Annotated in this window: 28 protein-coding genes; 16 read left to right on the top strand and 12 right to left on the bottom strand. The window is 71.1% G+C overall.

All coding sequences use genetic code 11. The features are described from left to right. Positions 1 to 48: 48 nt before the first annotated feature. The gene (locus ABH941_RS15295) at positions 49 to 336 is read right to left on the bottom strand and encodes a hypothetical protein (protein WP_370129699.1); all 288 of its coding nucleotides are present in this window, start codon (positions 334 to 336) and stop codon (positions 49 to 51) included. A 54-nt stretch (positions 337 to 390) separates the two neighbouring features. Between ABH941_RS15295 and ABH941_RS15290 the strand changes: the two genes are divergently transcribed. Further along, a complete protein-coding gene (locus ABH941_RS15290) occupies positions 391 to 1122 on the top strand; it encodes a MerR family transcriptional regulator (RefSeq protein ID WP_370129696.1) in 732 nt (243 codons plus the stop codon). A 42-nt stretch (positions 1123 to 1164) separates the two neighbouring features. Here the strand turns inward: ABH941_RS15290 and ABH941_RS15285 are convergent, their stop codons facing one another. After that, the gene (locus tag ABH941_RS15285) at positions 1165 to 1869 is read right to left on the bottom strand and encodes a recombinase family protein (RefSeq protein ID WP_370129694.1); all 705 of its coding nucleotides are present in this window, start codon (positions 1867 to 1869) and stop codon (positions 1165 to 1167) included. Positions 1870 to 1918: 49 nt separating this feature from the next. Here ABH941_RS15285 and uvrC point away from each other — a divergent pair, with 49 nt between their 5' ends. From uvrC to ABH941_RS15240, 9 genes are all read left to right on the top strand, one after another. Next, the gene (uvrC, locus tag ABH941_RS15280; RefSeq protein WP_370129692.1) at positions 1919 to 3949 is read left to right on the top strand and encodes an excinuclease ABC subunit UvrC; all 2031 of its coding nucleotides are present in this window, start codon (positions 1919 to 1921) and stop codon (positions 3947 to 3949) included. Positions 3950 to 3996: 47 nt separating this feature from the next. Further along, on the top strand, positions 3997 to 4827 hold the full coding sequence (gene rapZ / locus ABH941_RS15275) for an RNase adapter RapZ (protein WP_084717915.1): 831 nt from the start codon (positions 3997 to 3999) through the stop codon (positions 4825 to 4827). A gap of 49 nt (positions 4828 to 4876) precedes the next feature. Beyond that, the gene (gene yvcK, locus ABH941_RS15270; protein WP_370129691.1) at positions 4877 to 5887 is read left to right on the top strand and encodes a uridine diphosphate-N-acetylglucosamine-binding protein YvcK; all 1011 of its coding nucleotides are present in this window, start codon (positions 4877 to 4879) and stop codon (positions 5885 to 5887) included. Continuing rightward, entirely contained in the window at positions 5878 to 6939 is a 1062-nt protein-coding gene (gene whiA / locus ABH941_RS15265; RefSeq protein WP_370129689.1) for a DNA-binding protein WhiA, read from the top strand. Before yvcK ends, whiA begins: the two co-directional genes overlap by 10 nt. Before the next feature lie 242 nt (positions 6940 to 7181). After that, entirely contained in the window at positions 7182 to 8186 is a 1005-nt protein-coding gene (gene gap, locus ABH941_RS15260) for a type I glyceraldehyde-3-phosphate dehydrogenase (protein ID WP_370129688.1), read from the top strand. 112 nt (positions 8187 to 8298) lie between these two features. Then, on the top strand, positions 8299 to 9504 hold the full coding sequence (pgk, locus tag ABH941_RS15255; RefSeq protein ID WP_370129687.1) for a phosphoglycerate kinase: 1206 nt from the start codon (positions 8299 to 8301) through the stop codon (positions 9502 to 9504). Positions 9505 to 9509: 5 nt separating this feature from the next. Beyond that, positions 9510 to 10298 carry a triose-phosphate isomerase gene (tpiA, locus tag ABH941_RS15250; protein WP_370129686.1) on the top strand — a complete coding sequence of 263 codons (789 nt, stop codon included), beginning with the start codon at positions 9510 to 9512 and terminating at the stop codon, positions 10296 to 10298. Positions 10299 to 10398: 100 nt separating this feature from the next. Beyond that, a complete protein-coding gene (gene secG, locus ABH941_RS15245) occupies positions 10399 to 10638 on the top strand; it encodes a preprotein translocase subunit SecG (protein ID WP_030258736.1) in 240 nt (79 codons plus the stop codon). A 248-nt stretch (positions 10639 to 10886) separates the two neighbouring features. Then, positions 10887 to 11222 carry an RNA polymerase-binding protein RbpA gene (locus ABH941_RS15240; RefSeq protein WP_084714863.1) on the top strand — a complete coding sequence of 112 codons (336 nt, stop codon included), beginning with the start codon at positions 10887 to 10889 and terminating at the stop codon, positions 11220 to 11222. A gap of 51 nt (positions 11223 to 11273) precedes the next feature. Here the strand turns inward: ABH941_RS15240 and ABH941_RS15235 are convergent, their stop codons facing one another. The 3 genes from ABH941_RS15235 to ABH941_RS15225 are packed head-to-tail and all read right to left on the bottom strand — an operon-like array spanning position 11274 to position 14268. Then, the gene (locus tag ABH941_RS15235; RefSeq protein WP_370129685.1) at positions 11274 to 12260 is read right to left on the bottom strand and encodes an acyl-CoA dehydrogenase family protein; all 987 of its coding nucleotides are present in this window, start codon (positions 12258 to 12260) and stop codon (positions 11274 to 11276) included. Continuing rightward, positions 12257 to 13408, bottom strand: coding sequence for an acyl-CoA dehydrogenase family protein (locus tag ABH941_RS15230; protein ID WP_370129684.1), 1152 nt, complete (start codon positions 13406 to 13408; stop codon positions 12257 to 12259). Before ABH941_RS15230 ends, ABH941_RS15235 begins: the two co-directional genes overlap by 4 nt. After that, a complete protein-coding gene (locus ABH941_RS15225; protein WP_370129683.1) occupies positions 13408 to 14268 on the bottom strand; it encodes an enoyl-CoA hydratase in 861 nt (286 codons plus the stop codon). Before ABH941_RS15225 ends, ABH941_RS15230 begins: the two co-directional genes overlap by 1 nt. Positions 14269 to 14344: 76 nt before the next feature. Here ABH941_RS15225 and ABH941_RS15220 point away from each other — a divergent pair, with 76 nt between their 5' ends. The 3 genes from ABH941_RS15220 to ABH941_RS15210 are packed head-to-tail and all read left to right on the top strand — an operon-like array spanning position 14345 to position 16993. Next, complete coding sequence (locus ABH941_RS15220) at positions 14345 to 15130, top strand: SDR family oxidoreductase (RefSeq protein ID WP_370129682.1); 786 nt, start codon at positions 14345 to 14347, stop codon at positions 15128 to 15130. Positions 15131 to 15178: 48 nt separating this feature from the next. Further along, entirely contained in the window at positions 15179 to 15781 is a 603-nt protein-coding gene (locus tag ABH941_RS15215; RefSeq protein ID WP_370129681.1) for a TetR/AcrR family transcriptional regulator, read from the top strand. 51 nt (positions 15782 to 15832) lie between these two features. Beyond that, positions 15833 to 16993: an acetyl-CoA C-acetyltransferase gene (locus tag ABH941_RS15210; RefSeq protein ID WP_370129680.1), complete on the top strand. Its 1161-nt coding sequence runs from the start codon at positions 15833 to 15835 to the stop codon at positions 16991 to 16993. Here the strand turns inward: ABH941_RS15210 and ABH941_RS15205 are convergent. Further along, a complete protein-coding gene (locus ABH941_RS15205; protein ID WP_370129678.1) occupies positions 16974 to 18266 on the bottom strand; it encodes an MFS transporter in 1293 nt (430 codons plus the stop codon). The two genes, ABH941_RS15210 and ABH941_RS15205, sit on opposite strands and share 20 nt — an antisense overlap. A 59-nt stretch (positions 18267 to 18325) precedes the next feature. Here ABH941_RS15205 and ABH941_RS15200 point away from each other — a divergent pair, with 59 nt between their 5' ends. Beyond that, a complete protein-coding gene (locus tag ABH941_RS15200) occupies positions 18326 to 19315 on the top strand; it encodes an ArsR/SmtB family transcription factor (protein ID WP_370129676.1) in 990 nt (329 codons plus the stop codon). 113 nt (positions 19316 to 19428) lie between these two features. On the opposite strand, the gene ABH941_RS15195 is transcribed toward ABH941_RS15200, so the two are convergent. Genes ABH941_RS15195 through ABH941_RS15180 form a run of 4 tightly spaced genes read right to left on the bottom strand, consistent with a single transcriptional unit; the run spans position 19429 to position 22907 of the window. Then, on the bottom strand, positions 19429 to 20505 hold the full coding sequence (locus ABH941_RS15195) for an NAD(P)H-dependent flavin oxidoreductase (RefSeq protein WP_370129675.1): 1077 nt from the start codon (positions 20503 to 20505) through the stop codon (positions 19429 to 19431). Beyond that, a complete protein-coding gene (locus tag ABH941_RS15190) occupies positions 20502 to 21272 on the bottom strand; it encodes a CoA-transferase subunit beta (RefSeq protein WP_370129673.1) in 771 nt (256 codons plus the stop codon). Before ABH941_RS15190 ends, ABH941_RS15195 begins: the two co-directional genes overlap by 4 nt. Further along, a complete protein-coding gene (locus ABH941_RS15185; protein ID WP_370129671.1) occupies positions 21269 to 22138 on the bottom strand; it encodes a CoA transferase subunit A in 870 nt (289 codons plus the stop codon). Before ABH941_RS15185 ends, ABH941_RS15190 begins: the two co-directional genes overlap by 4 nt. A gap of 4 nt (positions 22139 to 22142) precedes the next feature. Then, positions 22143 to 22907 carry an enoyl-CoA hydratase family protein gene (locus ABH941_RS15180; protein ID WP_370129669.1) on the bottom strand — a complete coding sequence of 255 codons (765 nt, stop codon included), beginning with the start codon at positions 22905 to 22907 and terminating at the stop codon, positions 22143 to 22145. 87 nt (positions 22908 to 22994) lie between these two features. Between ABH941_RS15180 and ABH941_RS15175 the strand changes: the two genes are divergently transcribed. Then, positions 22995 to 23771 (top strand): SDR family oxidoreductase, encoded by a 777-nt coding sequence (locus ABH941_RS15175; RefSeq protein WP_370129667.1) that lies wholly within the window; start codon positions 22995 to 22997, stop codon positions 23769 to 23771. Positions 23772 to 23808: 37 nt separating this feature from the next. Further along, positions 23809 to 24690, top strand: a complete 882-nt coding sequence (locus tag ABH941_RS15170; RefSeq protein ID WP_370129665.1) for an SDR family oxidoreductase — start codon at positions 23809 to 23811, stop codon at positions 24688 to 24690. 10 nt (positions 24691 to 24700) lie between these two features. Here ABH941_RS15170 and ABH941_RS15165 read toward each other — a convergent pair whose 3' ends face one another. Beyond that, complete coding sequence (locus ABH941_RS15165) at positions 24701 to 25300, bottom strand: TIGR03086 family metal-binding protein (RefSeq protein ID WP_370129663.1); 600 nt, start codon at positions 25298 to 25300, stop codon at positions 24701 to 24703. 69 nt (positions 25301 to 25369) lie between these two features. Further along, the gene (locus ABH941_RS15160) at positions 25370 to 25504 is read right to left on the bottom strand and encodes a hypothetical protein (protein WP_370129661.1); all 135 of its coding nucleotides are present in this window, start codon (positions 25502 to 25504) and stop codon (positions 25370 to 25372) included. Positions 25505 to 25511 lie beyond the last annotated feature (7 nt).

Below are 25511 nucleotides of genomic sequence, written 5' to 3'. Positions count from 1 at the left end.
GCCTCTCCACGGAGCGGCAAGGTGGCTCTGGCCCGCACGGCGATTTCCTCAATCCCGGTGCCCGTCGGTTGGTGCCTTCAGCAGCCGCTCCAGCTCGTGCCCGGCCTCGTCGTACCCGGCGTCCGAGATCCGTTGCAGCTCGCGCAGGTCGCCGGCCGCGACGGCGCATCGCGTGAGGAGGAATCCAGCGTGCATGGATCCCTCGTCCAACAGCTCGCTCAGCTCCCCGAGGTCGCCGTCCGCGTCGGCAAGATCGGCCAGCCGGTCCAGGGCGGGCTCGTTGCCCTCGTCAGCCAGCTCGCGCAGGGTCTCTCGATCGAAATCCTTGTTTGCCATGACGCCATACTGCAACCCTGCCCCAAGGGAAAGGTCAAATGGGACAATGGCCGGGTGATCACCATCGGGCAGCTGGCCGGATACGTCGGAGTGTCGACCAAGACCATCCGCGTCTATCACGACAAGGGACTGCTCCCCGAGCCCGACCGTGACGCGTCCGGCTACCGACGGTACGGCGCGCGCGACGCCATCGACCTGATCAAGATCCGGACCCTCGCCGAAGCCGGCGTCCCCCTGGCCCGCATCCGGGACCTGAAATCAGCGACCAACGACGAGTTCCAGCAGGCACTGCACGAGATCGACGGCGAGATCACGGCCCGCGTACGTGGCCTGCGGGCGACACAGCGGCGCCTGCGCCAGCTCGCCGCCGGACGCCTGGCACCGCTTCCCACCGAAGTCAGCACTCATCTGGAGCACCTGACCCGCTGGGGATTTACTCCTCGATGGGTGGACCTGCAACGCGATCTGTGGATCCTCGTGTTCGCCACCCACCCGGACCTCGCACTCACCCTGTTCAACGACCAGGCCGAAGCCCTGGCCGACCAGGCGCTGCGGCAGCTCTTCCTGGACTACGACCACGCGCACGACCTCGACGCCGACGATCCCCGCATCAACGACCTCGCCCACAGGATCGCCGCGGCGACCTGGGAACGCTACGGCCCCGACAACCTGCCCGGTGCGGACGCGGACTCCGAGATCCCGGCCCTCGTCCAGGGCACGGTCAACGCCTCGTCCCCGGCATGGCAGCGACTCGACACCTTGATTCGCGCACACCTGGACGCTTGACGAGGCCGTCGGTGATGCCGCCGACGTTGATCAGGGGAACGGCTACAGGGCTGCGCGGCCGGGTCGGCCGGCCAGGGCGTTGCAGTGCCGCTGGTAGTCGATCGGGCAGAGAATGGCACGTTTGTTCCAGTCGCGGGCGACTTCCGACAGGCTGTCGCTGTGGTTGGCGATCCGGTCGTAGGCTTCGCGGACCATGCCGGCGCTGTAGGGGTCGATCACGAGTTTCCAGCGTTTCGCATCCTTGTGCTGGACGCGTTCGGCGCGGTAGCCGTAGGGCCAGACGCCGCCGGGCCACAGGTCCTCGTCGCGGTAGTACTGGTTGCGCTTCTTCTCCTGCACGGTCTTGCGGTACTTCGCTGCCTGGGTCGCCTTGATTCCGGCGATCATGCGGCCGTCCTCGGTCGTCAGGTCGAGCGAGGGGTCGTCCAGGACCAGGACGGTCTTGCGGTGCTCCAGGACCCAGGCGACGAAGGCCCACCAGTGCAGGTCGTCGCGGCTGATCCGGTCCTGGGTGGTCACCATCAGCGCGTCCCACTGGTGGAGCAGCGGCTCGGTGAGCCATTTGCCCAGGGAAGGTCGCTGGTCGAGGTTGACCGAGCCCGAGACGGTGGCGTCCTCAACCCAGGCGACGAGTTCATGGTCACCGCTATGGATGGCTTCGGACAGTTCGACGCCCTGTCGTTCCAGAGCGCTACTGTCTTCAGTGTCGCGACTGATCCGTTTGCAGGGGAGTACTCGCAATGTCATCGCCTAGTGTGCGCTGGTCAGGCCCAGTGTACCGGGTTGGGGGAACCTGATGGCCGACCCGTCCACGTACCGTCCAGCACCGGGGCAGATCCCGACCTCGCCCGGCGTCTACAAGTTCCGTGACGCCAACTCCAGGGTGATCTACGTCGGGAAGGCGAAGAGCCTGCGCCCCAGGCTGTCCTCCTACTTCCAGGACCTGGCCAATCTCCACCCGCGCACCCGGCAGATGGTCACCACGGCCGCCTCGGTGGAGTGGACCGTGGTCGGGACCGAGGTCGAGGCGCTGCAGCTGGAGTACAGCTGGATCAAGGAGTTCGACCCGCGCTTCAACGTCAAGTACCGCGACGACAAGAGCTATCCCTCGCTCGCGGTGACGCTGAACGAGGAGTTCCCGCGGGTGCAGGTGATGCGCGGGCCCAAGAAGCGCGGGGTGCGCTACTTCGGGCCCTACGGGCACGCCTGGGCGATCCGGGAGACGGTCGACCTGCTGCTCCGGGTGTTCCCGGTGCGTACCTGCTCCGCCGGGGTGTTCAAGCGCGCGGAGCAGGTCGGCCGGCCCTGCCTGCTGGGCTATATCGGCAAGTGCTCGGCGCCCTGCGTCGGCCGGGTCACCCCGGAGCAGCACCGCGAACTCGCCGAGGAGTTCTGCGACTTCATGGCCGGGCGGACCGGCACCTACCTCCGCCGTCTCGAACGCGAGATGAAGGAGGCCGCCGCCGAGATGGAGTACGAGCGGGCCGGGCGGCTGCGGGACGACATCGAGGCGCTGAACCGCGCCATGGAGAAGAACGCCGTCGTCCTGGCCGACGGCACCGACGCCGACCTGCTGGCCATCGCCGAGGACGAACTCGAGGCCGCGGTCCAGATCTTCCATGTCCGCGGCGGCCGGGTCAGGGGCCAGCGCGGCTGGGTCACCGACAAGGTCGAGAACGTCGACACCGCGGGCCTGGTCGAGCACGCCCTGCTCCAGCTGTACGGCGAGGAGACCGGCGAGGCCGTCCCGCGCGAGGTGCTGGTCCCGGCGCTGCCGCAGCCGGTGGAGCCGGTGTCGGTGTGGCTCGGCCAGCGCCGGGGCAGCGCGGTGGACCTGCGGGTGCCGCAGCGCGGCGACAAGCGCGAGCTGATGGTCACCGTGGAGCGCAACGCCGCCCAGGCCCTGGCTCTGCACAAGACCAAGCGCGCCGCCGACCTCACCACCCGCAGCGTCGCCCTCCAGGAGATCGCCGACGCCCTGGGCCTGGAGACCGCGCCGCTGCGGATCGAGTGCTACGACATCTCCCACCTCCAGGGGCAGGACGTGGTCGCCTCCATGGTGGTGTTCGAGGACGGCCTGGCCCGCAAGAGCGAGTACCGCCGCTTCGCCATCAAGAGCTTCGAGGGCCAGGACGACGTCCGCTCGATGCATGAGGTGATCACCCGCCGGTTCCGGCACCAGGAGCAGCCGAGCGAGCGGGACGAGGAGACCGGCAAGCCTCGCCGCTTCGCCTATCCGCCGCAGCTGATCGTGGTGGACGGCGGCGAGCCGCAGGTCGCGGCCGCCCAGCGGGCGCTCACCGAGTTGGGGGTCACCGATGTGGCGCTGTGCGGGCTGGCCAAGCGCCTGGAGGAGGTCTGGCTGCCGGACGAGGACGACCCGGTGGTGCTGCCGCGCAGCAGCGAGGGCCTCTACCTGCTGCAGCGGGTCCGCGACGAGGCGCACCGGTTCGCCATCACCTACCAGCGCCAGAAGCGCGCCAAGCGGCTCACCGCGGGCGCCCTGGACTCCGTACCGGGCCTCGGCGAGAGCCGGCGGCAGGCGCTGCTCAAGCACTTCGGCTCGCTGAAGCGGCTCAGGGCGGCGACAGTGGAAGAGATCTGCGAGGTTCCCGGCGTCGGCCGGCGCACGGCCGAGGCAGTGATCGCCGCCCTGGCCGGGCAGCGCCCGGCGGCCCCCGCGGTCAACACGGCGACCGGTGAGATCCTCGAAGAGCCCAGTGGCCAGGTCACTCGTCCGAGTGAAAGCGGGAAGCCGCAGCCGACGCCGGGCGTTGACACCAATGACGAGATGGACGAGATGTCCGAAACAGGGGAGCCCACGTGAGTGAGTCCGGCGGTGAGACCGTACCCGAGCTGGTGATCATTTCCGGCATGTCCGGGGCCGGCCGCAGTACGGCCGCGAAATGCCTGGAGGACCTCGGCTGGTTCGTCGTCGACAATCTGCCGCCGTCGCTGATACCGACGATGGTGGATCTCGGCGCCCGCTCGCAGGGCGCGGTGGCGCGGATAGGCGCGGTCGTGGACGTGCGCGGCCGCAGCTTCTTCGACGACCTGCTGGCCTCGCTGGAGGACCTGGAGCGGCGCGGCGTCCGGCTGCGGGTGCTGTTCCTGGAGGCATCCGACGACGCCCTGGTGCGCCGGTTCGAGAGTGTGCGCCGCCCGCATCCGCTGCAGGGCGACGGGCGCATCGTGGACGGCATCGAACAGGAACGCACCCTGCTGCGCGACCTGCGCGGCGAGGCCGACCTGGTGATCGACACCTCCAGCCTCAACGTCCATGAACTGCGCGCCAAGATGGACGCCCAGTTCTCCGACGACCAGGAGCCGCAGCTCCGCGCCACGGTGATGTCCTTCGGCTTCAAGTACGGCCTGCCGGTCGACGCCGACCTGGTGGTGGACTGCCGGTTCCTGCCCAATCCGCACTGGGTCCCGGAGCTGCGCCCGCGCACCGGGACCGACGAGGAGGTGGCCCGCTATGTCTTCGACCAGCCGGGCGCCAAGGAGTTCCTGGACCAGTACGCCGATCTCCTCAGGATCGTCACCGAGGGCTATCGCCGGGAGGGCAAGCGCTACATGACACTTGCCGTAGGCTGCACCGGAGGGAAGCACCGCAGCGTCGCGATGTCGGAACGGCTGGCGAAACGGCTGATCGCCGACGGGCTGGAGACGGTGCTGGTGCACCGGGACATGGGGCGCGAGTAGGTCCCCTCGGGCCCCGGAAAATTGGAGTGCGGACAGAACAGGGGCACGGGTGGCGTCACACATCGTTGCTGGACGGCAGCAGGCGCGACGCCGAGGCGCTCCGAGGATCACCGCGCTGGGCGGCGGGCAGGGCCTGGCAGCCTCGCTGCGGGCGCTGCGCAGACTCACCGGAGACCTCACCGCCGTGGTCACCGTCGCCGACGACGGTGGCTCCAGCGGGCGGCTGCGCGCCGAGTTGGGCGTTCTGCCGCCCGGGGATCTGCGCAAGGCGCTGGCCGCGCTGTGCGGTGACGACGAGTGGGGCCGGACCTGGTCCGAGGTGATCCAGCACCGCTTCCAGAGCGACGGCGAACTGCACGGCCACGCCGTGGGGAACCTGCTGATCGTGGCGCTGTGGGAGAAGCTCGGCGACCCGGTCGAGGCCCTGGAGTACGTCGGCAGGCTGCTCGGCGCGCACGGCCGGGTGCTGCCCATGTCCGCGGTGCCGCTGGACATCGAGGCCACCGTACGGGGCCTGGACCCGGAGGACCCCGAGCGGCTGTCCACCGTTCGCGGGCAGGCCGAAGTCGCGGTCACCCCGGGCGAGGTGGAGTCGGTGCGGCTGCTGCCGCAGGATCCGCCGGCGGTGCCCGAGGCGGTCGCCGCGGTGCGCGAGGCGGACTGGGTGGTGCTGGGCCCAGGGTCCTGGTTCACCAGCGTGCTACCGCATCTGATGGTCCCTGACCTGCGCGACGCCCTGGTGCAGACCCGGTCCCGGAAGGTGCTGGCGCTCAACCTGGTGGCCCAGCCGGGGGAGACCGAGGGCTTCTCGCCGCAGCGCCACCTGGAGGTGCTCGGCGCCCACGCCCCGGACCTCACCGTCGACTTCGTGCTCGCCAACGCGGGCACGGTGGCCGACCCGGAGGCGTTGCGCAGTGCGGCCAAACGCCTCGGCGCCGAACTGGTACTCGACAACGTCGCCGCCCCGGACGGCTCTTGCGGGCGACACGACCCAGAGCTTCTGGCCGCAGCGTACGACCGGATCTTCAGGATGCATGGAAGGATCGCGCCATGGCGATGACGGCAGCGGTGAAGGACGAAATCAGCCGGCTCCCCGTCACCCGGGCATGCTGCCGCAAGGCGGAGGTGTCGGCGATCCTGCGGTTCGCGGGCGGTCTGCACCTGGTGAGCGGACGCATCGTGATCGAGGCGGAGCTGGACACCGGCGTTGCGGCACGGCGGCTGCGCAAGGATCTGCTGGAGATCTTCGGACACTCCTCGGACCTGGTGGTGATGGCCCCCGGCGGGCTGCGACGCGGCAGCCGGTACGTGGTGCGGGTGGTGAAGGACGGCGACCTGCTGGCCCGGCAGACCGGGCTGGTGGACGGGCGCGGACGGCCGATCCGGGGTCTTCCCCCGGCGGTGGTCTCCGGGGCGACCTGTGACGCCGAGGCGGCCTGGCGCGGGGCCTTCCTGGCGCACGGCTCGCTCACCGAGCCCGGCAGGTCCTCCTCGCTGGAGATCACCTGCCCCGGCTCGGAGGCCGCACTGGCCCTGGTCGGCGCGGCCCGGCGGCTGGGCATCCCGGCCAAGGCCCGCGAGGTGCGCGGGGTGGACCGGGTGGTGATCCGGGACGGCGACGCCATCGGCGCGCTGCTGACCCGGCTGGGCGCGCACGAGTCGGTGCTGGCCTGGGAGGAGCGGCGGATGCGCCGCGAGGTCCGGGCGACGGCGAACCGGCTGGCCAACTTCGACGACGCCAACCTGCGCCGCTCGGCCCGGGCCGCGGTGGCCGCGGGCGCCCGGGTGCAGCGGGCCCTGGAGATCCTCGGCGAGGAGGTCCCGGAGCACCTGGCCGCGGCCGGACGCCTGCGGATGGAGCACAAGCAGGCATCGCTGGAGGAGCTGGGCTCGCTGGCGGACCCGCCGCTCACCAAGGACGCGGTGGCCGGGCGGATCCGGCGGCTGCTGGCGATGGCCGACAAGCGGGCGTCGGAGCTGGGCCTGCCCAGCACCGAGCACAGCCTGTCCGAGGGCGACTCCTACGCCGGCGAGTCCTACAGTGCGGACCCGTACGGCAGCGAGCCCTACCGCGGCGAGCCGTACGGGGCTCAGGAGCTGGCCTCGCACTGAGAGTCGGCCATACCCCGTTCGTGCGTCCTACTGTGCGGTAATCCATGGAAATACCAGTGAAATTCGTATGAAACCGGGGTGAATGCCGCCTCTGGACTCGATGTCCAGGGGCGGCATCGGTGCGTACGGCCGGTCTGATGTGCTCTCCGCCACTGGCGCGGGGTAGGGTTTTAAGCGGTCGGGGACATCCCATTCCAGCTCGTCGGTGTAAAGCGCCGACGTACCAGCGAGGAGATCGGTTCGTGACGATCCGGGTAGGCATCAACGGGTTCGGCCGCATTGGTCGTAACTTCTTCCGTGCGGTTATCGCCCAGGGCGCGGACATCGAGATCGTCGGTGTCAACGACCTGACCGACACCAAGACCCTGGCGCACCTGCTCAAGTACGACTCGACCCTGGGCACCCTGCACGCCGAGGTGTCCCACAGCGACGACAGCATCACCGTCGACGGCAAGAGCTTCAAGGTCACCGCCGAGCGTGACCCCGCCGCCCTCAAGTGGGGCGAGCTGGGCGCCGACATCGTGATCGAGTCGACCGGCTTCTTCACCAAGGCCGAGCAGGCCAAGAAGCACCTGGTCGGTGGCGCCAAGAAGGTCCTGATCTCGGCTCCGGCCAGCGATGAGGACATCACCGTCGTCATGGGCGTCAACGACGACAAGCTCGACGTCGCCAAGCACACCATCATCTCCAACGCCTCCTGCACCACCAACTGCGTGGCGCCGATGGCGAAGGTCCTGCACGAGGCGTTCGGCATCGTCAAGGGCATGATGACGACGGTGCACGCGTACACCAACGACCAGGTCACCCTGGACTTCCCGCACAAGGACCTGCGTCGCGCCCGCGCCGCGGCCCTGAGCATCATCCCGACCTCCACCGGTGCCGCCAAGGCCACCGCGCTGGTGCTGCCGGAGCTCAAGGGCAAGCTGGACGGCACCTCGCTGCGCGTCCCGGTCCCCACCGGCTCCATCACCGACCTGGTGGTGGACCTGGAGCGCGAGGTCACCAAGGACGAGGTCAACGCGGCCTTCCAGAAGGCTTCCCAGGGCCAGCTCAAGGGCTACCTGTACTACAACGAGGACGAGATCGTCTCCCGCGACATCGTCAACTCGCCGTTCTCCTGCATCTTCGACGCCCCGCTGACCATGGTCCAGGGCAACCAGGTGAAGATCTTCGGCTGGTACGACAACGAGTGGGGCTACTCCAACCGTCTCGTCAACCTGACCACCCTCGTCGGTGGCCAGCTCTGACGAGCGGCACGGTGAGCAGCTGAGGTGAGCAGGACCCGGACTCCGATGGGGCCGGGTCCTGCTCGCGTCACTCCATGTCCAACTGTCGAAAACCTCCCAGGAGCGTCCTGACGTGCAGACCATCGACGACCTCGACGTCGCGGGCAAGCGGGTATTCGTCCGCGCCGACCTCAATGTGCCGCTGTCCGGCACCGACATCACCGACGACGGCCGGATCCGCGCCGTCGCGCCGACCATCGCCAAGCTGGTCGCGGCCGGCGCCAAGGTGATCGTCGCCTCCCACCTGGGCCGTCCCAAGGGCGCGCCCGACCCCCAGTTCAGCCTGGCCCCGGTGGCCGTACGGCTGGGCGCCATCCTCGGCCAGGACGTCGCCTTCGCGACCGACACCGTCGGCGACAGCGCCGCCGCGGTCGTGGCCGGCCTGGCGGACGGCCAGGTCGCGCTGCTGGAGAACCTGCGCTTCAACGCCGGCGAGACCAGCAAGGACGACGCCGAGCGCGGCGCCTTCGCGGACCAGCTGGCCGCCCTCGCCGACGTCTACGTGGGCGACGGCTTCGGCGCCGTGCACCGCAGGCACGCCTCGGTCTACGACCTCCCGGCCCGGCTGCCGCACGCGGTCGGCCTGCTGATCGCCACCGAGGTCGGCGTGCTCAAGCGGCTGACCGAGCAGGTCGACCGCCCCTACGTGGTCGTCCTCGGCGGCTCCAAGGTCTCCGACAAGCTCGGTGTGATCGACAACCTGCTGGGCAAGGCCGACCGGATCCTCATCGGCGGCGGCATGGCCTTCACCTTCCTCAAGGCGCAGGGCCACGACGTCGGCAGCAGCCTGCTGCAGCAGGACCAGATCCCGGTCGTCCTGGAGTACCTGGAGCGCGCGAAGCAGAACGGCGTGGAGTTCGTCCTGCCCGTCGACGTCGCGGTTTCCGCGTCCTTCCCCGACCTGAAGGCCAAGACCCCGGTCGCGGACTTCGAGGTGGTCGCCGCCGACGCGATGCCGGCCGGGAAGATGGGCCTGGACCTCGGCCCGGCCACCGGCAAGCTGTTCGCCGAGAAGCTCGCCGACGCCAGCACCGTGTTCTGGAACGGCCCGATGGGCGTCTTCGAGCACCCCGACTTCGCCGAGGGCACCAGGGCCGTCGCCGCGGCCCTGGCCGACGGTGACGCGTTCTCCGTGGTCGGCGGCGGCGACTCGGCCGCGGCCGTCCGCATCCTGGGCTTCGACGAGAAGAAGTTCGGGCACATCTCGACGGGTGGCGGCGCCAGCCTCGAGTACCTGGAGGGCAAGACCCTCCCCGGCCTGGCCGCACTGGAGAACTGATCCCCATGACTGCTGCACGCACCCCGCTGATGGCGGGCAACTGGAAGATGAACCTCAACCACCTCGAGGCCATCGCCCACACCCAGAAGCTCTTCTTCGCGCTCAACGACAAGGACTACGCGGCCGTCGAGGTCGCCGTCCTGCCGCCGTTCACGGATCTGCGCTCGGTGCAGACCCTGGTCGACGGCGACAAGATGAAGATCAAGTACGGTGCCCAGGACATCTCCGCCCAGGACTCCGGCGCCTACACCGGTGAGATCTCCGGGCCGATGCTGTCCAAGCTGAAGTGCACCTATGTGGCCATCGGCCACTCGGAGCGGCGCCAGTACCACGCCGAGACCGAGCCGATCGTCAACGCCAAGGTCAAGGCCGCGTTCCGGAACGGCATCGTGCCGATCCTCTGCGTCGGCGAGGGCCTGGACGTCCGCAAGGCCGGAAACCAGGTCTCCTACACCCTGGCGCAGCTGGACGGCGCGCTGGACGGCGTGCCGGCCGAGGACGCCGAGTCGATCGTGGTGGCGTACGAGCCGGTGTGGGCCATCGGCACCGGCGAGGTCGCCACCCCCGAGGACGCCCAGGAGGTCTGCGGCGCGATCCGGGTCCGGCTGGCCGAGCTCTACAGCCAGGAGCTGGCGGACAAGGTCCGGGTGCTCTACGGCGGCTCGGTGAAGTCCTCGAACGCGGCCGGGATCATGGCCAAGCCGGACGTCGACGGCGCCCTGATCGGCGGCGCGGCGCTGGATCCGGAAGAGTTCGTGAAGATCGTTCGCTACCGGGACCAGGCAGTAGGCTGACAGCGGTCTAGAGTATGCAGGGTCGGGACGACGGTCAGGATCCGTCGACCCGGCCCTGCGTCACAGCTTCACACATCGATTACGAGAGATTGGTCCCGCCGTGATCCTCGGCTTCTCGATCGCGCTGATCTTCTTCAGCGTGATGATGGTCGTCCTCGTCCTGCTGCACAAGGGCAAGGGCGGCGGTCTTTCTGACATGTTCGGTGGCGGTATGTCCTCCACCGGCGGTGGCTCTGCCGTCGCCGAGCGCAACCTCGACCGCATCACCATCTTCATGGGTGTCGGTTGGTTCGCCTGCATCATCATTCTGTCGCTGCTGCTGAAGGCCAAGAACGGCTGATCAGCCCGCTGCGGGCAGAACCTCTGCGCAGCACCCCTGCCGCGAAAGCTGACGGAGTGTCGCCCGGCCGCTTATCATGAGTGACAGTTGTCACCGGTGGCGGTGTCGGGCGGCACTTATGCGCTCCGTACACTGGGACGACTCCGTCGGAGAAGGGGGGCGACGGGACACAGTGGGGGCCGGGCCTCTGGGGCGCGAACCACTCCCACGTGACTATCGCAACGCACCAGCACGCAGGGAGTCAGACCGTGGCAAGTGGCAACGCCATCCGTGGCAGCAGGGTCGGGGCAGGCCCCATGGGGGAAGCCGAGCGCGGCGAGTCCGCTCCTCGGCTCCGTATCTCCTTCTGGTGTGCCAACGGGCATGAGACCCGCCCGTCGTTCGCCTCCGACGCGCAGATCCCGGACACCTGGGACTGCCCGCGTTGTGGATTCCCGGCCGGGCAGGACGAAGAGAACCCGCCGGCTCCGCCGCGTACCGAGCCCTACAAAACCCACCTCGCGTATGTCCGCGAGCGCCGCAGCGACGCCGACGGCGAGGCGATCCTCGCTGAGGCGCTGGCCAAGCTGCGCGGGGAGATCTGAGCAGGGCTTCCGCAGCAAGCAGCACGTTCGCAGGGGCGTCGCCCCGGACACCTACCTCACCAGGCGGTCCGGGCGGGGCCCCTGTCGGCTGTCTCGGCCGTCCCTGCTCTCCAGGACCTTTCGGCGGCAGGCGGACGGGGTGCCCCAGGCGTTGCGCAGCACCCGGGCCCGGCGGATCCACAGCGAGAGGTCGAACTCGTCGGTGTAGCCGATCGCGCCGTGCAGTTGCAGCGCGGCCCTGGCGGCGGCGTAGCCGGCCTCACCGCAGGCGGCCTTGGCCGCCGCGATCGCGACGGCCGTGTCCGCCGCAGCGTCCTGCAGGGCGACCGCGGCGCCGTACAACAGCGGTTCGGCGAAGTCCAGTTGGAGCAGCACGTCGGCGAGCCGGTGCTTGACGGCCTGGAAGCCGCCGATGGGGGTGCCGAACTGGGTGCGGGTCCTGGCGTACTCGACGGTGGCGGCGAGGAGGTGACGGCCGGCGCCCAGGGCGAGCGCCGCGGTCGCGAGGGCGGCCAGCTCGGTGGCCGCCGAGCTGCCCGGACCAGCGCTGATGCCGATCGCGTCGTCGGGCAGGCCCACCCGGCGGGCCGGGTCCAGGGACTGGCGCAGTGGCGCCTTTCCCTCGCCGATCCGCAGCACGGCGTCGGCCAGGTCGGGGTCCGCGGCCTGGCCGCCGTCGGCGGCCAGGGAGAGGATCACCTGCCCCGATGCCACGCCGGGGAGCAGCCCCGCCTGCTCCGTGCCCGCCAGCAGCGCGCTGGCCGCGAAGGTCTCGGCAAGTGGTCCCGGCATGCCGTGGCGTCCCAATTCGACGCAGCAGAGCACCAGTTCGACCGGAAGCAGGCCGGTGCCGCCGAACTCCCCGGGCACCGCGAGAGCGAACACCCCGGCGTCGCCGAGCCGCCGCCACAGCGCCCGCAGCGGTGCGTCGTCCCCGGCGGCGCGGGCCCGGACCACGGCCGGGATGTCGGCGGCAGACAGCAGCGCGTCCAGGCTGGCGGCGAAGTCCCGCTGCTCGGTGTCGAGAACGAACCTCATCCGCGCCGCCCCTTCGGCAGGCCGAGCAGCCGCTCGGCGACGATGTCCCGCTGGATCTCGTTGGTGCCGCCGTAGATCGGGCCGGCCAGGGCGAAGACATAGCCCTCGGACCACTCCTCCACATCGGCCAACTCGCCCTCGTGGCCCAGCAGATCGAGCGCCGTCTCATGGAGCGTCAGATCAAGCTCGGACCAGTGCAGTTTGTTGAGGCTGGACGCCGCCCCGGTCGGCCCGCCCTCGCCCGAGGCCGCCGCGAAGGCGGACAGTTGGTACGCCCGCGCGCCGATCACCGCGTCGGCGACCCGCTCGGCCATCGCTGTGTCGCCGGGGTCGCCGACCTGGCGCCAGAGCTCCACCAGCCGGTCCGCGGCGGCCAGGAATCGCCCCGGGCTGCGCAGGGAAAGCCCGCGCTCGTTGCCGGCCGTGCTCATCGCCGCCCGCCAGCCCTGCCCGGCCTCGCCGATCACGTCCCGGTCCGGGACGAAGACGCCGTCCAGGAAGATCTCGGCGAAGGCGGGCCTGCCGTCCAGCCGGCCGATCGGACGCACCGTCACCCCCGGTGCGACCAGCGGGAACATCAGATAGCTGAGGCCGCGGTGCCGGGCCCCGGACTCCTCGACCGGAGTGGACCGGAACAGGCCGAAGGCGCGGTCGGCGAAGGCGGCCCGGGAGGACCAGGTCTTGGCGCCGTCCAGCAGCCAGCCGCCCTCGGTGCGGGTGGCGGTGGAGCGCAGGGCGGCCAGGTCGCTGCCGGCGCCGGGTTCGGACCAGGCCTGGGCCCAGACGGTCGTTCCACTCGCCATCTCCGGGAGGATGCGGGCCCGTTGCTCCTCGGTGCCGTGCTCGAACAGGGTCGGTGCGAGCAGGTTGATGCCGTTCTGGCTGACCCGCCCGGGCGCGCCGGCGGCGTAGTACTCCTCCTCGAAGAGCAGCCAGCGCAGCAGCGAGGCGTCCCGGCCGCCGTACTGCTCCGGCCAGGAGACCACGGACCAGCGGTCGGCGTGGAGTTCCTGCTCCCAGGCGCGGTGCTCGGCGAAGCCGGCCCCGGTCTCCAGCGAGGGCAGCCGGCGCGCCGGGACGTGCCGGCGCAGCCACTCGCGCGCCTCGGCGCGGAACTCCTGGTCCTCAGTGCTTATCTGAAGATCCATCAGCTATTGTCCCGCCCTTGGGCCGCGGCCTTCATCGAGCGGGCGTCCATCCCGCCCAGCGAGTCCTTGGCGGTCTCCGCGTTGTGGGCGTGGGCGAGGTGATGCAGACCGAAGACCGAGTCCAGGCCGCTGTGCAGGCCCTGCAGGTCCTCGGCCTGGTTGACGGCGCGCTTGGTGAGGGCCAGGCCCATGGTGGGCATCTCGGCGATGCGGGCCGCCAGCGCCATCGTCTCCCGGTGCAGTTCGGCACGCGGCACCAGCCGGTTGACCATGGCGAGCTCGTACGCCCGCCGCGCGGTCATCCGTTCGCCGGTGTAGAGGAACTCCTTGGCGATGCGCGGCGGCAGCACCCAGGGGTGCGCGAAGTACTCGACGCCGGGGATGCCCATCCGCACCACCGGGTCGGCGAAGAAGGCGTCGTCGGCGGCCACGATCAGGTCGCAGACCCAGGCGAGCATCAACCCGCCTGCCACGCAGGCCCCGTGGACGGAGGCGATCACCGGTTTGGGCAGTTCCCGCCAGCGGCGGCACATGCCCAGGTAGACCTCGGACTCGCGGGCGTAGCGGCTCTCGGCGCCCTGCCGCTCCGAGTGGTCCCACCACAGCGAGGCCCTGCGCTCGAAGGGGAGGTGGGCGTCGCGCCCGGGGGTGCCGATGTCGTGGCCGGCCGAGAAGTGCGGTCCGGCGCCGCGCAGCACCACGACCTTGACCTCGGGATCGTCGGCGGCCCGGTAGAAGGCGCGGTCGAGGGCGTAGGTCATGGCCGAGTTCTGGGCGTTGCGGTACTCGGGGCGGTTCAGGGTGACCAGGGCGGTCGAGTCCTGGCGCTCGTAGAGGACGACATCCGTCTCCTCGGGCATCTCGACCCCTCCTTCCCTAACAAGTGTTTGGTAGGTTAACGTGCGGGGAGTCGGCCGTCGAGAGGTGGGCCAGGTCGTGAGCACCGTACCTGACTATCCGTCAGCACATGGGCTGCTGAACGGTCGCAGCGCCGTGGTCACGGCGGCGGCAGGGGCCGGGATCGGCGGCGCGACCGCCCGGCGGTTCCTGGAGGAGGGGGCGGCGGTCGTCCTCGGCGACGCCCATGCGCGCCGCCTCAAGGAGACCGTCGAGGCCCTGGCCGAGGAGTTCGGCGCGGACCGGGTCGCCGGCACCGCCTGCGACGTCACCGACGAGCAGCAGGTCTCCGCGCTGCTCGACCTCGCCGAGACGCGGCACGGACGGCTCGACATCCTGGTCAACAACGCCGGCCTGGGCGGGACGTCGACGCTGGAGGAGATGACCGACGAGCAGTGGGACCGGGTCCTCGACGTCACCCTCACCGGCACCATGCGCTGCACCCGGGCGGCGCTGCGGAGGTTCCGGTCCTCCGGCGGTGCCGGGGTGATCGTCAACAACGCCTCGGTGGTGGGCTGGCGGGCCCAGGCCGGGCAGTCCCACTACGCGGCGGCGAAGGCCGGGGTGATGGCGCTGACCCGCTGCGCCGCCGTCGAGGCCGCCGACCTGGGCGTCCGGGTGAACGCGGTCTCGCCGAGCCTGGCGATGCACCCGCACCTGGTCAGGGTCACCACACCGGAGCTGCTGGAACAGCTGACGGCCCGGGAGGCCTTCGGCCGCTGGGCCGAGCCGTGGGAGGTGGCGAATGTGATCGTGTTCCTGGCGAGCGGATACTCGTCCTATCTGACGGGCGAGGTCCTCTCCGTCAGCAGCCAGCACCCGTGACAGCCAGCACCCCTGACAGCCAGCACGCCGACGAGGAGTCGACCCGCGATGACGTCCCAGCCGAGAACGGCAGCGGCCACCCGAAGGGACGAGCTGCTGGCCACAGCCGCTCAGGTGTTCGCCCGGCAGGGCTACGACGCCACCACCGTGCGGGAGATCGCCGACGCCGCGGGCATCCTGGCCGGCAGCCTCTACTACCACTTCGACTCCAAGGAGTCGATGCTGGACGAGATCCTCTCCGGCTTCCTGAACGAGCTCTGGACCGGCTACGACGCCGTGCTCGCCGCGGACCTCGGCCCCCGGGAGACCCTGGAGGCGCTGGTCGTCGAGTCCTTCCGGGAGATCGACCGGCACCGCGACGCCGTCGCCATCTACCAGCGCGAACGGCATCTCGCCGGGCAGCCCAGGTTCGGCTACCTCGCCGACTCGATGAGCCGCTTCGAGGCCGCCTGGCAGGGGACGCTGGAACGCGGGGTCGCCGAGGGCGCCTTCCGCGCCGACCTGGACCTGCGACTGGCGTACCGCTTCGTCCGCGACACCGTCTGGGTCGCCGCCTCCTGGTACCGGCCGGGCGGCCGCCATGACGCGGCGGAGATCGCCCGCCAGTACCTCAGCATGCTGCTCGACGGAATCTCCACCCTTCATCAGTGACCCCACCCCAGTACCCAGCTACCCAGCTACCCAGTAGGAGGAACGACCACCATGCCCGAGGCCTACATCGTCGAAGCCGTCCGCACCCCCGTCGGCCGTCGCCGCGGCGGCCTGGCGTCCGCCCACCCCGCCGACCTGGGCGCACATGTGCTGAAGGCCCTGGTCGAGCGGTCCGGCGTGGACCCGGCGCTGGTCGAGGACGTGGTCTTCGGCTGCCTGGACACCGTCGGCCCGCAGGCCGGGGACATCGCCCGCACCAGCTGGCTGGCGGCCGGGCTTCCGGAGGAGGTACCCGGTGTCACCATCGACCGCCAGTGCGGCTCCTCGCAGCAGGCGGTCCACTTCGCCGCGCAGGCGGTGATGTCCGGGACCAGCGACCTGGTGGTGGCCGGCGGCACCCAGAGCATGTCGCAGATCCCGATCGCCTACTCCGCACGCGAGGCCGCGCTGCCGCTGGGCCTCACCGAGGGCCCGTACGCCGGTTCCATCGGCTGGCGCGAGCGCTACGGCGACCAGCCGGTGAACCAGTTCTACGGAGCCGAACTGATCGCCGAGAAGTGGGGCATCTCCCGGGAGGAAATGGAGCGCTTCGCCCTCCAGTCGCACCAGCGGGCGGCCCGCGCCATCGACGAGGGCCGCTTCGACCGCGAGATCGCCCCGTACGGCGAGGTGCGGCAGGACGAGGGCCCGCGCTGGGACACCACCCTGGAGAAGATGGCCGAGCTGAAGCCGCTGACCGAGGGCGGCCGGCTCACCGCCGCGGTCTCCTCCCAGGTCTCCGACGGTGCCTCGGCGATGCTCATCGCCTCCGAGCGCGCCGTCGCCGAGTACGGCCTGACCCCGCGCGCCCGGGTGCACCACCTCTCCGTGCGCGGCGAGGACCCGATCCGGATGCTCTCCGCCCCCATCCCGGCCACCGCGTACGCGCTGAAGAAGACCGGGATGAGCATCGAGTCCATGGACCTGGTGGAGATCAACGAGGCCTTCGCCCCGGTCGTCCTCGCCTGGCTCAAGGAGACCGGAGCAGATCCGGCCCGGGTGAACGTCAACGGCGGCGCCATCGCCCTGGGCCACCCGCTGGGCGCGACGGGTGTGCGGCTGATGACCACCCTGCTGCACGAACTGGAGCGCACCGGCGGCCGCTACGGCCTGCAGACCATGTGCGAGGGCGGCGGCCAGGCCAATGTGACGATCATCGAGCGGTTGTCGTAGGCACGGACGCCGGCGGGGTTTCCTGGTCCGGCTCCGGGACGCCGTGCGGCAGCCGCCGTACGGCGGCCGAGGCGAGCGGGGCCACCGCCGCGAGCGCGTAGACGACGCCCGCGGTGGTGGCCACCCGGAAGCCGCCGAAGGCGTGCGCCAGCGGTCCCACGCTCAACTGGCCGATCGGGATCGCCAGATAGGACAGCAGGTCGTCGTAGGAGGAGACCCGCGACAGCACCTCGGCCGGGACGTGCTCCTGCAGTGAGGTGTCCCAGCCGATGCCCGCCACCGAGGAGCCCAGACCCGCGACGAAGGCGGCCGCGATCAGCCAGGGGGCCTGCAGTGCGGTGCCCAGCACCAGCAGCGGCAGCGCCCCGAGCAGTGTCACCAGCTGTCCCAGCCGCAGCAGATGACGGACCGTCAACCGGTACATCACCGCGCTCATCACCAGCAGCCCCGCGCCCCGGGCGCTGAGCACGAAGCCCCAGGCGGCCTCCCCGCTGACCTGCTTGGTGAGCGAGGGGCCGAGGATCTGCCAGGTGCCGACCTGCACCAGGTTGATCACGCAGAAGGAGAGCGCCACCGTCCACACCCAGGGGATCCGGCGGAACTCGGCCCATCCCGAGCGGATGTCGGTCAGCATGCTGGTGGCCCGCGACGATGCGGGCACGCTGCCGGGGAGGCTGAGCCGGGCCAGGCACACCGCCGCCAGCAGATAGGTCAGCGCGTCGAAGGCAATGGCCGGACCGCCGCCCGCGACGACCACCAGGATGCCGGAGAGACTCGGCCCCAGGATCCTCGTCCCGTTGCGCATCGAGCCCAGCAGCGAGTTGGCCTGCCGCAGTTGGTCCCGGCCGACGAGCTGAGGCACCACGCCGCGCAGCGCCGGTGTGGTGAACGCCTCCAGCACCCCGTTGAGCAGGCCCAGCACGGCGACCGGAACGAGTGAGTAGTGGCTGGTCAGCAACAGCGCGGCCACCCCGCCCTGGGTGAGCGCCGAGCCGAGGTTGGCGACCAGCAGCACGGTCCGGCGCGGGAACCGGTCGGCGGTGGCGCCGCCCAGCAACAGGAAGCCCACCAGCGGGATCATGTGTGCGGTGAGGATGATGCCGAGGTCGCCGGTGCTGCCAGAGGCATTGAGAACCGCGAAGGTCAGCGCGACCGGCGCCATCGACGAGCCGAGCAGCGAGACCAGCTGTCCGGTGAAGAACCAGCGGAAGTCGGGTGACCGGAGCAGGGACGAGCGCGGGGTGGGTGCGGAGGGCGCGGCCGGGGAGGGCATGGGCGGCAGTCTGCGAGGGCCGATGGGACGGACACTATTCTTTCGGCAGGAGGCGAAAGATGACCCTGCTGCGGCTGACCCCGCTGGCCCTGTCGCGGTCCCGGTTCGCGCTGTCCCCGCTGGCCGAGACGCTGGCCTCGATCAAGGTGCTGCACGCGGACTACTGCGATCCCTGGATGACCTCCTGGTACGCCCGGCACCACGGCGCGTTTCTGGCCGCCCTCGACGCCGACCCCTTCGCGCGTGGCATGGTCCGGTTGATCAACTCGACCAAGTGGATGCCGCTCTTTTTCACCGCGCCGCCGCAGGGCGGGATGCGCACGACCATGGCCGAGGAGCTGGCGGCGCTCGCGCCGTTCTCCGACGAGGAGGTACGCGCCGAACTGGAGCTGTCCGTGGCCCACAGCTGGGAGCAGCACGACCTGTCCTGGCTCACCGGCCGGAACTGGTTCGCGCGCACCGTGGAACTGTTCCGCTCGGCGTGGACCGCCCACGTGGAACCGGACTGGCCACGACGCCGCGCGCTGCTCGAACGGGACGTCACCTACCGGGCCGGGCTGCTGGCCGCCTACGGCTGGCCCCGCGCCCTGGAGCGCATGAGCCGCCGCAGCGCCTGGGTCGGCGCGGACGCGATCCGCTTCAGCGACCAGGACTTCCCGGACCGGCAGATCGGCGACGACGGCATGCTATTCGTCCCGGTCAGCGCCCTGTCCCGCGGCACCTGGCTCTGCGAGAGCCGGGACGACCGCTACGCCCTGGTCTACCCGGCCCGAGGGGCGGCAGCGGAGTCCGCCGCCGAGGCACGCCCCGGCTCTCGCCCCCGCAGCGTCCTGCACCGGCTCATCGGCACCGGCCGCGCGGCCATCCTCCACGAACTCGACCGCCCCGCAACCAGCACCGAACTCGCCTCCCACCTCGGCCAGTCACTCGGCACCATCGGCGGCCACCTCGCCGTCCTGCGCGACGCCGAGTTGGTCGCGGGGACGAGGGTGGGGAGGAGGGTGGTGTACCAGCGTACGGAGGCCGGGGACTCGCTGGTGGGGGGTTGATCGCGCAGTTCCCCGCGCCCCTGGGGGCTGCAACTGACCAACTGCGCGCAAGTTGCACTATCAGGGGCGCGGGGAACTGCGCGACAAGCCAGGCACAACCCGCACCCGAACGCCTAGCTCACCACCGCCCCCGCAACACCCGCCAAGACGACTCCCGCCTCGGCCATGATGCGGTCGATCAGCTCCTGCACCGAGGGCAGGTCGTCGATCAGGCCGGCGACCTGGCCGGCGGCCATCACGCCGAGGTCGGTGCGGCCGTCGACCATGGCGGCCTTCAGGAGCATGGGGGTGTTGGCGGCTAGCAGGACCTGGCTCCAGGTCAGGTCGTGGCCGTGTTTCATGGCCAGGCCGTCGCGGATCATCGCTGGCCAGGAGAGGCCGGAGACGGTGCGGAAGGCGGCGGCGTGGCGCAGCGCGCGGGCCAGCGAGCGGGTGCGTCCGGCGTGTTCGAGGGCGGTGACCAGGTCACTGCGGAGCATGCGGTGCGGCAGGCCGTCGACCTTGGTGGTGACGGCGATGTCGTTGACCCCGGCGGCGAGGTAGCGGGCCTTGACCGCGTCGGGGACGGTGCTGTCGGAGCTGAGCAGGAAGCGGGTGCCCATCGCGATGCCGGCCGCCCCGAAGGCCAGCGCCGCGATCAGGCCCCGGCCGTCGCGGAAGCCGCCGGCGGCGATGACGGGGATGTCCACAGCGTCCACGACCTGGGGGAGCAGTACGGTCGTGGCGACCGTGCCGGTGTGCCCGCCGCCCTCGCCGCCCTGGACCAGGACGGCGTCCGCCCCCCAGGCGGCGACCTTCTCCGCGTGCCGACGCGCGCCGATGCTGGGGATGACGACCACACCGGCGTCCTTGAGCCTGACGATCAGCTCACGCGAGGGGGCCAGCGCGAAGGAGGCGACCCGGACGCCCTCCTTCACGATGATCTCGGCGCGCTCGGTCGCATCCCCGGCGTCGGCGCGCAGGTTGACCCCGAAGGGCGCGTCGGTACGATCCTTCACCTCCCTTACAGCTGACTGCAGCTGACCCGGCGTCATGGTGGCCGAGGCAAGGATGCCGAGCCCGCCGGCCCGGGCGGTCGCGGTGACCAGGCGAGGTCCGGCGACCCAGCCCATGCCGGTCTGGACGATGGGGTGGCGGACGCCGACGAGTCGGGTGAGCGCGGTGTCCAGCCGGATCGGGGAGGGGGTCATCCGCGAACCTCCCGATCGCGGGCCCCGCGCGGGTCCAGGACTTCGCGGATCAGGCGCAGTTCTTCGGCGGAGGGGGCTCGGGTGGAGGCAATATCGCTGGGCAGGACCAGCGGGAAGCCGGTGGCGGCGATGACCTGATCGACCGTCACTCCTGGGTGCACCGAGAGCAGCCGGATGGCGTGCCCGTCCCCGCCGAAGTCCAGTACCGCAAGGTCGGTGACGATCCGTCGGAGATCCTGGAAGCGTGCCGCCGCGCCGTGCAGCCGTCCGTACCCGACGCCGCTGACCACATCGACCGTCCCGGGGACGAAGACCCGTGGGCTGTGGCGCGGGATCCAGTAGCTGGTGGGGTTGTTGACGGTGTTTCCGGGCGCTCCGCGCATGCCGAGCAGTTGCCGGGTCGGTCGGGACCAGTCGCCGATGGCGGAGATGTTCTGGTTGCCGTGGCGGTCGAGCTGGCTGGCGCCCATCATCACGTGGCGGTGGCCCATGGCCACCAGCTCCAGATGCTTCCGGTACGGCAGCGCGCCCTCGACCGCCGCCGGGGCCGCGCCGAGGGCGGGCACATCGGCGGCGAGCTGCGCCTCGCCGTCGGTGATCAGCAGGTCCGGCGCAAAGGTGAGTTTCGCCAGCCGTGCGCCCAGGGTCGGGATGGTCCCCATCGCGGCGGCCAGCACTTCCCCGTCCCCGCGCCAGGCCTCGGCGCAGGCGATGACGCAGTACTCGGCCCTGGTGACGGCCAGGTCCGCACCGATCGACGCGGTCATGAGGTCGCCTCCGCTCGGAGGGCCGCCACGGCGGCCCGGTAGTCCTCTTCGTCCCCCGACAGGAAGCGCTGCTCGAAGACGGGCCAGGACGAGGGGTCGGCGGCGGCCTGGGCGTAGGCGCGCTGGAAGGGCTCGTCGCGGTCGTAGTCCGGGACGCAGGAGGTGAAGTGGGCGCCGCCGGGCGCCTCCACCACGCCGGTGACAGACCAGCGTGGGACCAGCACCGTGCCGGGGGAGCCCTCCTTCTGCAGGTCGGCGGTGTCGACCAGCCGTTCGCAGCTGAGGTAGGCGGTGTCGGCGGCGGCGCAGAACAGATCGTCCATGTAGGGGTCGGGGCCCAGGTACTGGCCGTTGCCGAGTCGGTCCGCGCGGTTCAGGTGGACCAGGGCGGCGTCCAGGCGCAGGGCCGGTACGGCGACCAACTCCTCGCCGTCCTGGTAGGGGGAGACCACGGTCCGCAGTTCCGGGTTGAGCCGCAGCACGTCCGAGCCCAGCCCGGCCCGGGTCGGCAGGAAGGGGAGTCGGTGGGCGGCTGCGGTCAGTCCCAGCAGCAGCATGCCCTCGTCGTACTCGGTCAGTCGTTCCAGCGTCCCGCTCTCCCGCGCCGCCCGGAAGTGGGGTTCCAGCGGGATCGAGTCCAGGGTGACGAAGGCGGTGACGAGGTGCCGGATCCGTCCGGCCGCGGCCAGCAGCCCGATGTCGGGACCCCCGTAGGAGACCACGGTCAGATCCCGCAGGCCGGACCGCAGGATGGCTCTGACCAGGGCCATCGGCTTGCGCCGTGAGCCCCAGCCGCCGATCCCCAGGGTCATCCCGCTGGAGAGCCTGCCGACGACCTCGTCGGCGCTCATACGCTTGTCCACCATGGCGCTACTTGCCCCCTGCCGCGATGAAGGCCTCGCGGTGGGCGTCCGAGGCCCCGGCGAGATTGGCCTCGAAGGTGAACCCCTGCTCGAAGCGGTAGCTGCGGCGGACGTCGACCGGGTCGATGCCGTTGATGGCCTCCTTGGCCAGGCGCAGCAGATAGCCGTCCTTGGCCGCGATGCGCCGGGCCAGCGCCATCGCCGCCTCCCGGAGCCGCTCGCGCGGGACGACCTCCCAGACCGTCCCGAAGCGGTGCAGCTCGGCCGCGCTGACGGTCCGTCCGGTGTAGTAGAGCGGACGCATCAGATGCGGCGGGACCAGCCGGGCCAGATGGGTGGCCGCGCCGAGCGCGCCGCGGTCCAGTTCGGGCAGGCCGAAGACGGCGTCCTCGGCGGCGACGATCGCGTCGGCGTTGCCGACCAGACCGATGCCGCCGCCCAGGCAGAAGCCCTGCACGGCGGCGATGACCGGCACCTGGCACTCGTAGACGGCGGCGAAGGCCTCGGCACAGCCCCGGTTGGCGCCGATCAGGGACTGCGGCCCGGGGTCGCGCTGGATCTCCTTGATGTCGACGCCGGCGTTGAAGCCGCGGCCGGAGGCCTCCAGCACCACCACCCTCACGCCGGGGTCCTGCCCGGCCTCCCGCAGTGCGCGGGCGAGCTCGTACCAGCCCGCCACCGGTAGGGCGTTGACGGGTGGATAGGCGACGGTGACCACGGCTATGCCGTCGTCCGCTTCTTCAGTGCCGGCGATCGAGGTGGAGACACCCATGGGATTCTCGGCTACCTTTCCACCAAACGTTAGTTAGGTACGTCCAGGTCGACGGTAGCAGCGCAACAAGCCGCAGGGGAGCCCCGGATGACACACCGTCAAGAACTGTCCGGCCGTGTCGCCGTGGTCACCGGGGGGACCCGGGGGGTGGGTGCCGGAATCGTACGGACGCTGCTGGCGGCCGGCGCCGTGGTGGTCGCGGCGGCCCGCCGACCCCCGGCCGGGGCCATCGAAGCAGCGGGCGGGAAGGCGGAGTTCCGCGCGCTCGACGTACGCGACCCGGAGGCCGGCGCCGCGCTGCTGGCGGCGGTGGCCGCCGACCACGGTCGGCTCGACCTGTTGGTCAACAACGCCGGTGGGACGCCGTACCTGCCGCTGGCCGAGGGGGAGGCCGAACGGCACCGCAGGATCCTGGAGCTGAACCTGATCGCGCCGTTGCTGCTGTCCCGGTCCGCGCATGCGGTGATGCGGGAGCAGCAGGACGGCGGGGCCATCGTCATGATCGGCAGCGTCAGCGGTTCGCGACCGTCCCCCGGCAGCGCCGCCTATGGCGCGGCCAAGGCCGGGCTCGACCACCTGGCCCGCAGTCTCGCGGTGGAGTGGGCCCCGACCGTTCGGGTGAACACCCTCGTCCTCGGCATGGTGCGAACCGAGGCCTCCGCGCTGCACTACGGGGACGAGGAGGGCGTCGCGGCCGTCGGACGCACCGTCCCGCTCGGCCGGCTCGCCCAGCCGGAGGAGGTCGGCGAGGCCGTGGTCTTCCTGGCCTCGCCCCGGGCCGCCTACATCAGCGGCGCCTCACTGCTGCTGCACGGCGGCGGGGAGCGTCCCGCTTTCCTCGACGCCGCCACCGCCAACCGTTGAACCCTTGGATCGCCGGACCGCTGAAGGAGCAACGACCATGCCAGGACTGGCCGAAGGCCGCACCGTCATCGTCACCGGCGCCGGGCGCGGGCTCGGCCGTGCGCACGCCCTCGCCTTCGCCGCCGAGGGTGCCGCAGTCGTCGTCAACGACCTCGGCGTCGGCCGGGACGGGAGCCCTGCCGGGGACAGTCCGGCCGACGCCGTGGTCGGCGAGATCCTGGCCCTCGGCGGCCGAGCGGTCGCCCACCACGGCGACATCACGACGGAGGAGGGCGCGGCCGACCTGGTCGCCCTCGCCCTGGACGCCTACGGCCGCCTGGACACCCTGGTCAACAACGCGGGCTTTCTGCGCGACCGGATGCTGGTGAACCTGGACGCGGACGACTGGGACGCGGTGATGCGGGTCCATCTGCGCGGGCACTTCCTGCCGCTGCGCGAGGCCGCCGCGCACTGGCGGGCCGAGGCCAAAGCGGGGCGGCCGGTGGCCGGACGGATCGTCAACACCAGCTCCGGGGCGGGGCTGCTGGGCAGCGTCGGCCAGGGGAACTACTCGGCCGCCAAGGCCGGGATCCTCGGCCTGACCTCTGTCGCCGCCGCCGAATTCGCGTCCTACGGCGTGCAGGTGAACGCGATCGCACCGTCGGCCCGGACCAGGATGACCGAGGGAGCGATCGCCGCCGCGCTGCCGGAGCCCGAGGACGTCTCCCCGCTCGTGGTGTGGCTCGGCAGCGACGCCAGCGCGGGGGTAACCGGGCGGGTGTTCGAGGCGGAGGGGGGCAGGATCACGGTGATGGAGGGGTGGCACCCCGGGCCCACCGCGCACAACGCCCCCCGCTGGACCCCGGTCGAGGCCGGGGAGGCGGTCCGAAAGCTGCTCGCGCAGGCCGAACCGCCCCTGCCGGTCTACGGGGCCCGCTGACCTCCCGGCTTCAGGCCTTCCAGTCAGCCCTACGGCCGAGGAAGTTGAGCAGCGAATCGGCTTCGTCCGCGTCGATGGCCGGCTCGATCGCGGGGCCGTAGGCAAAGCCGCGCAACGGCTCCACCAGGGCGTCGGCGGCCGGCCGCAGCGCCAGGGCGAGGCCCGGGGTGAGCGGCGACAGTTGCCCGGTGGCAACGGCGATGTCCCACGCATGCACCGCCGCGTCCAGCGCCGCCGCAGCCACGGCCACCCCTGCGGGCAGTTTGAAGGGCGGCAGCGGTACGGCAACCTCAGTGTCGGGTGACTCCACCGCGCCGAAGGCGGCGACGGTGGCGGCGAGTGCGGGTTCCAGTACTTGCGCCGGGGTGCCCCGGAGTTCCCCGGAGGGGGCGAACGGGTCTTCCGTCGGCTTCGGCCCATCGGTCAGCGCCGAGGCATAGGCAAACTGGTCACCAGCTGCGTGCTGCAGCACCTGGGTGACATTCCATGCCTCGGCGGGAGTGGGCCGGTCCCAGCCGTCGGCCGGGATGCCCATGACAGCGGTACGCAGTGCCTGGTGTGCCTCGGTGAGGAGATCCCACCTCGTGCCCTGGGGGACTGGAGTACTCATGCCCGGATCGTATCCCAGCCCCATCCGGTCAGCTGATCTCCCCGCTGCAGAAAGATAGTTGATTGTTCATCAGCTACTCGTTCCGACGGTGAGCAGATGGCCGCTCACGCCCAGCAGTGAAGGCACCGACTCGGTCCGCCGCATCGCGTCCAGCAGCGGGCCGCACGGCTTGGGATCGGCGAGGCTCTCGGCGCAGTCCGGCAAATCGTTT

The organism is Streptacidiphilus sp. EB103A, assembly GCF_041261405.1.
GTDB lineage: Bacteria > Actinomycetota > Actinomycetes > Streptomycetales > Streptomycetaceae > Streptacidiphilus.
Note: the sequence above shows the minus strand (reverse complement) of the source record. Positions and strands in the feature narration are given on the sequence as shown.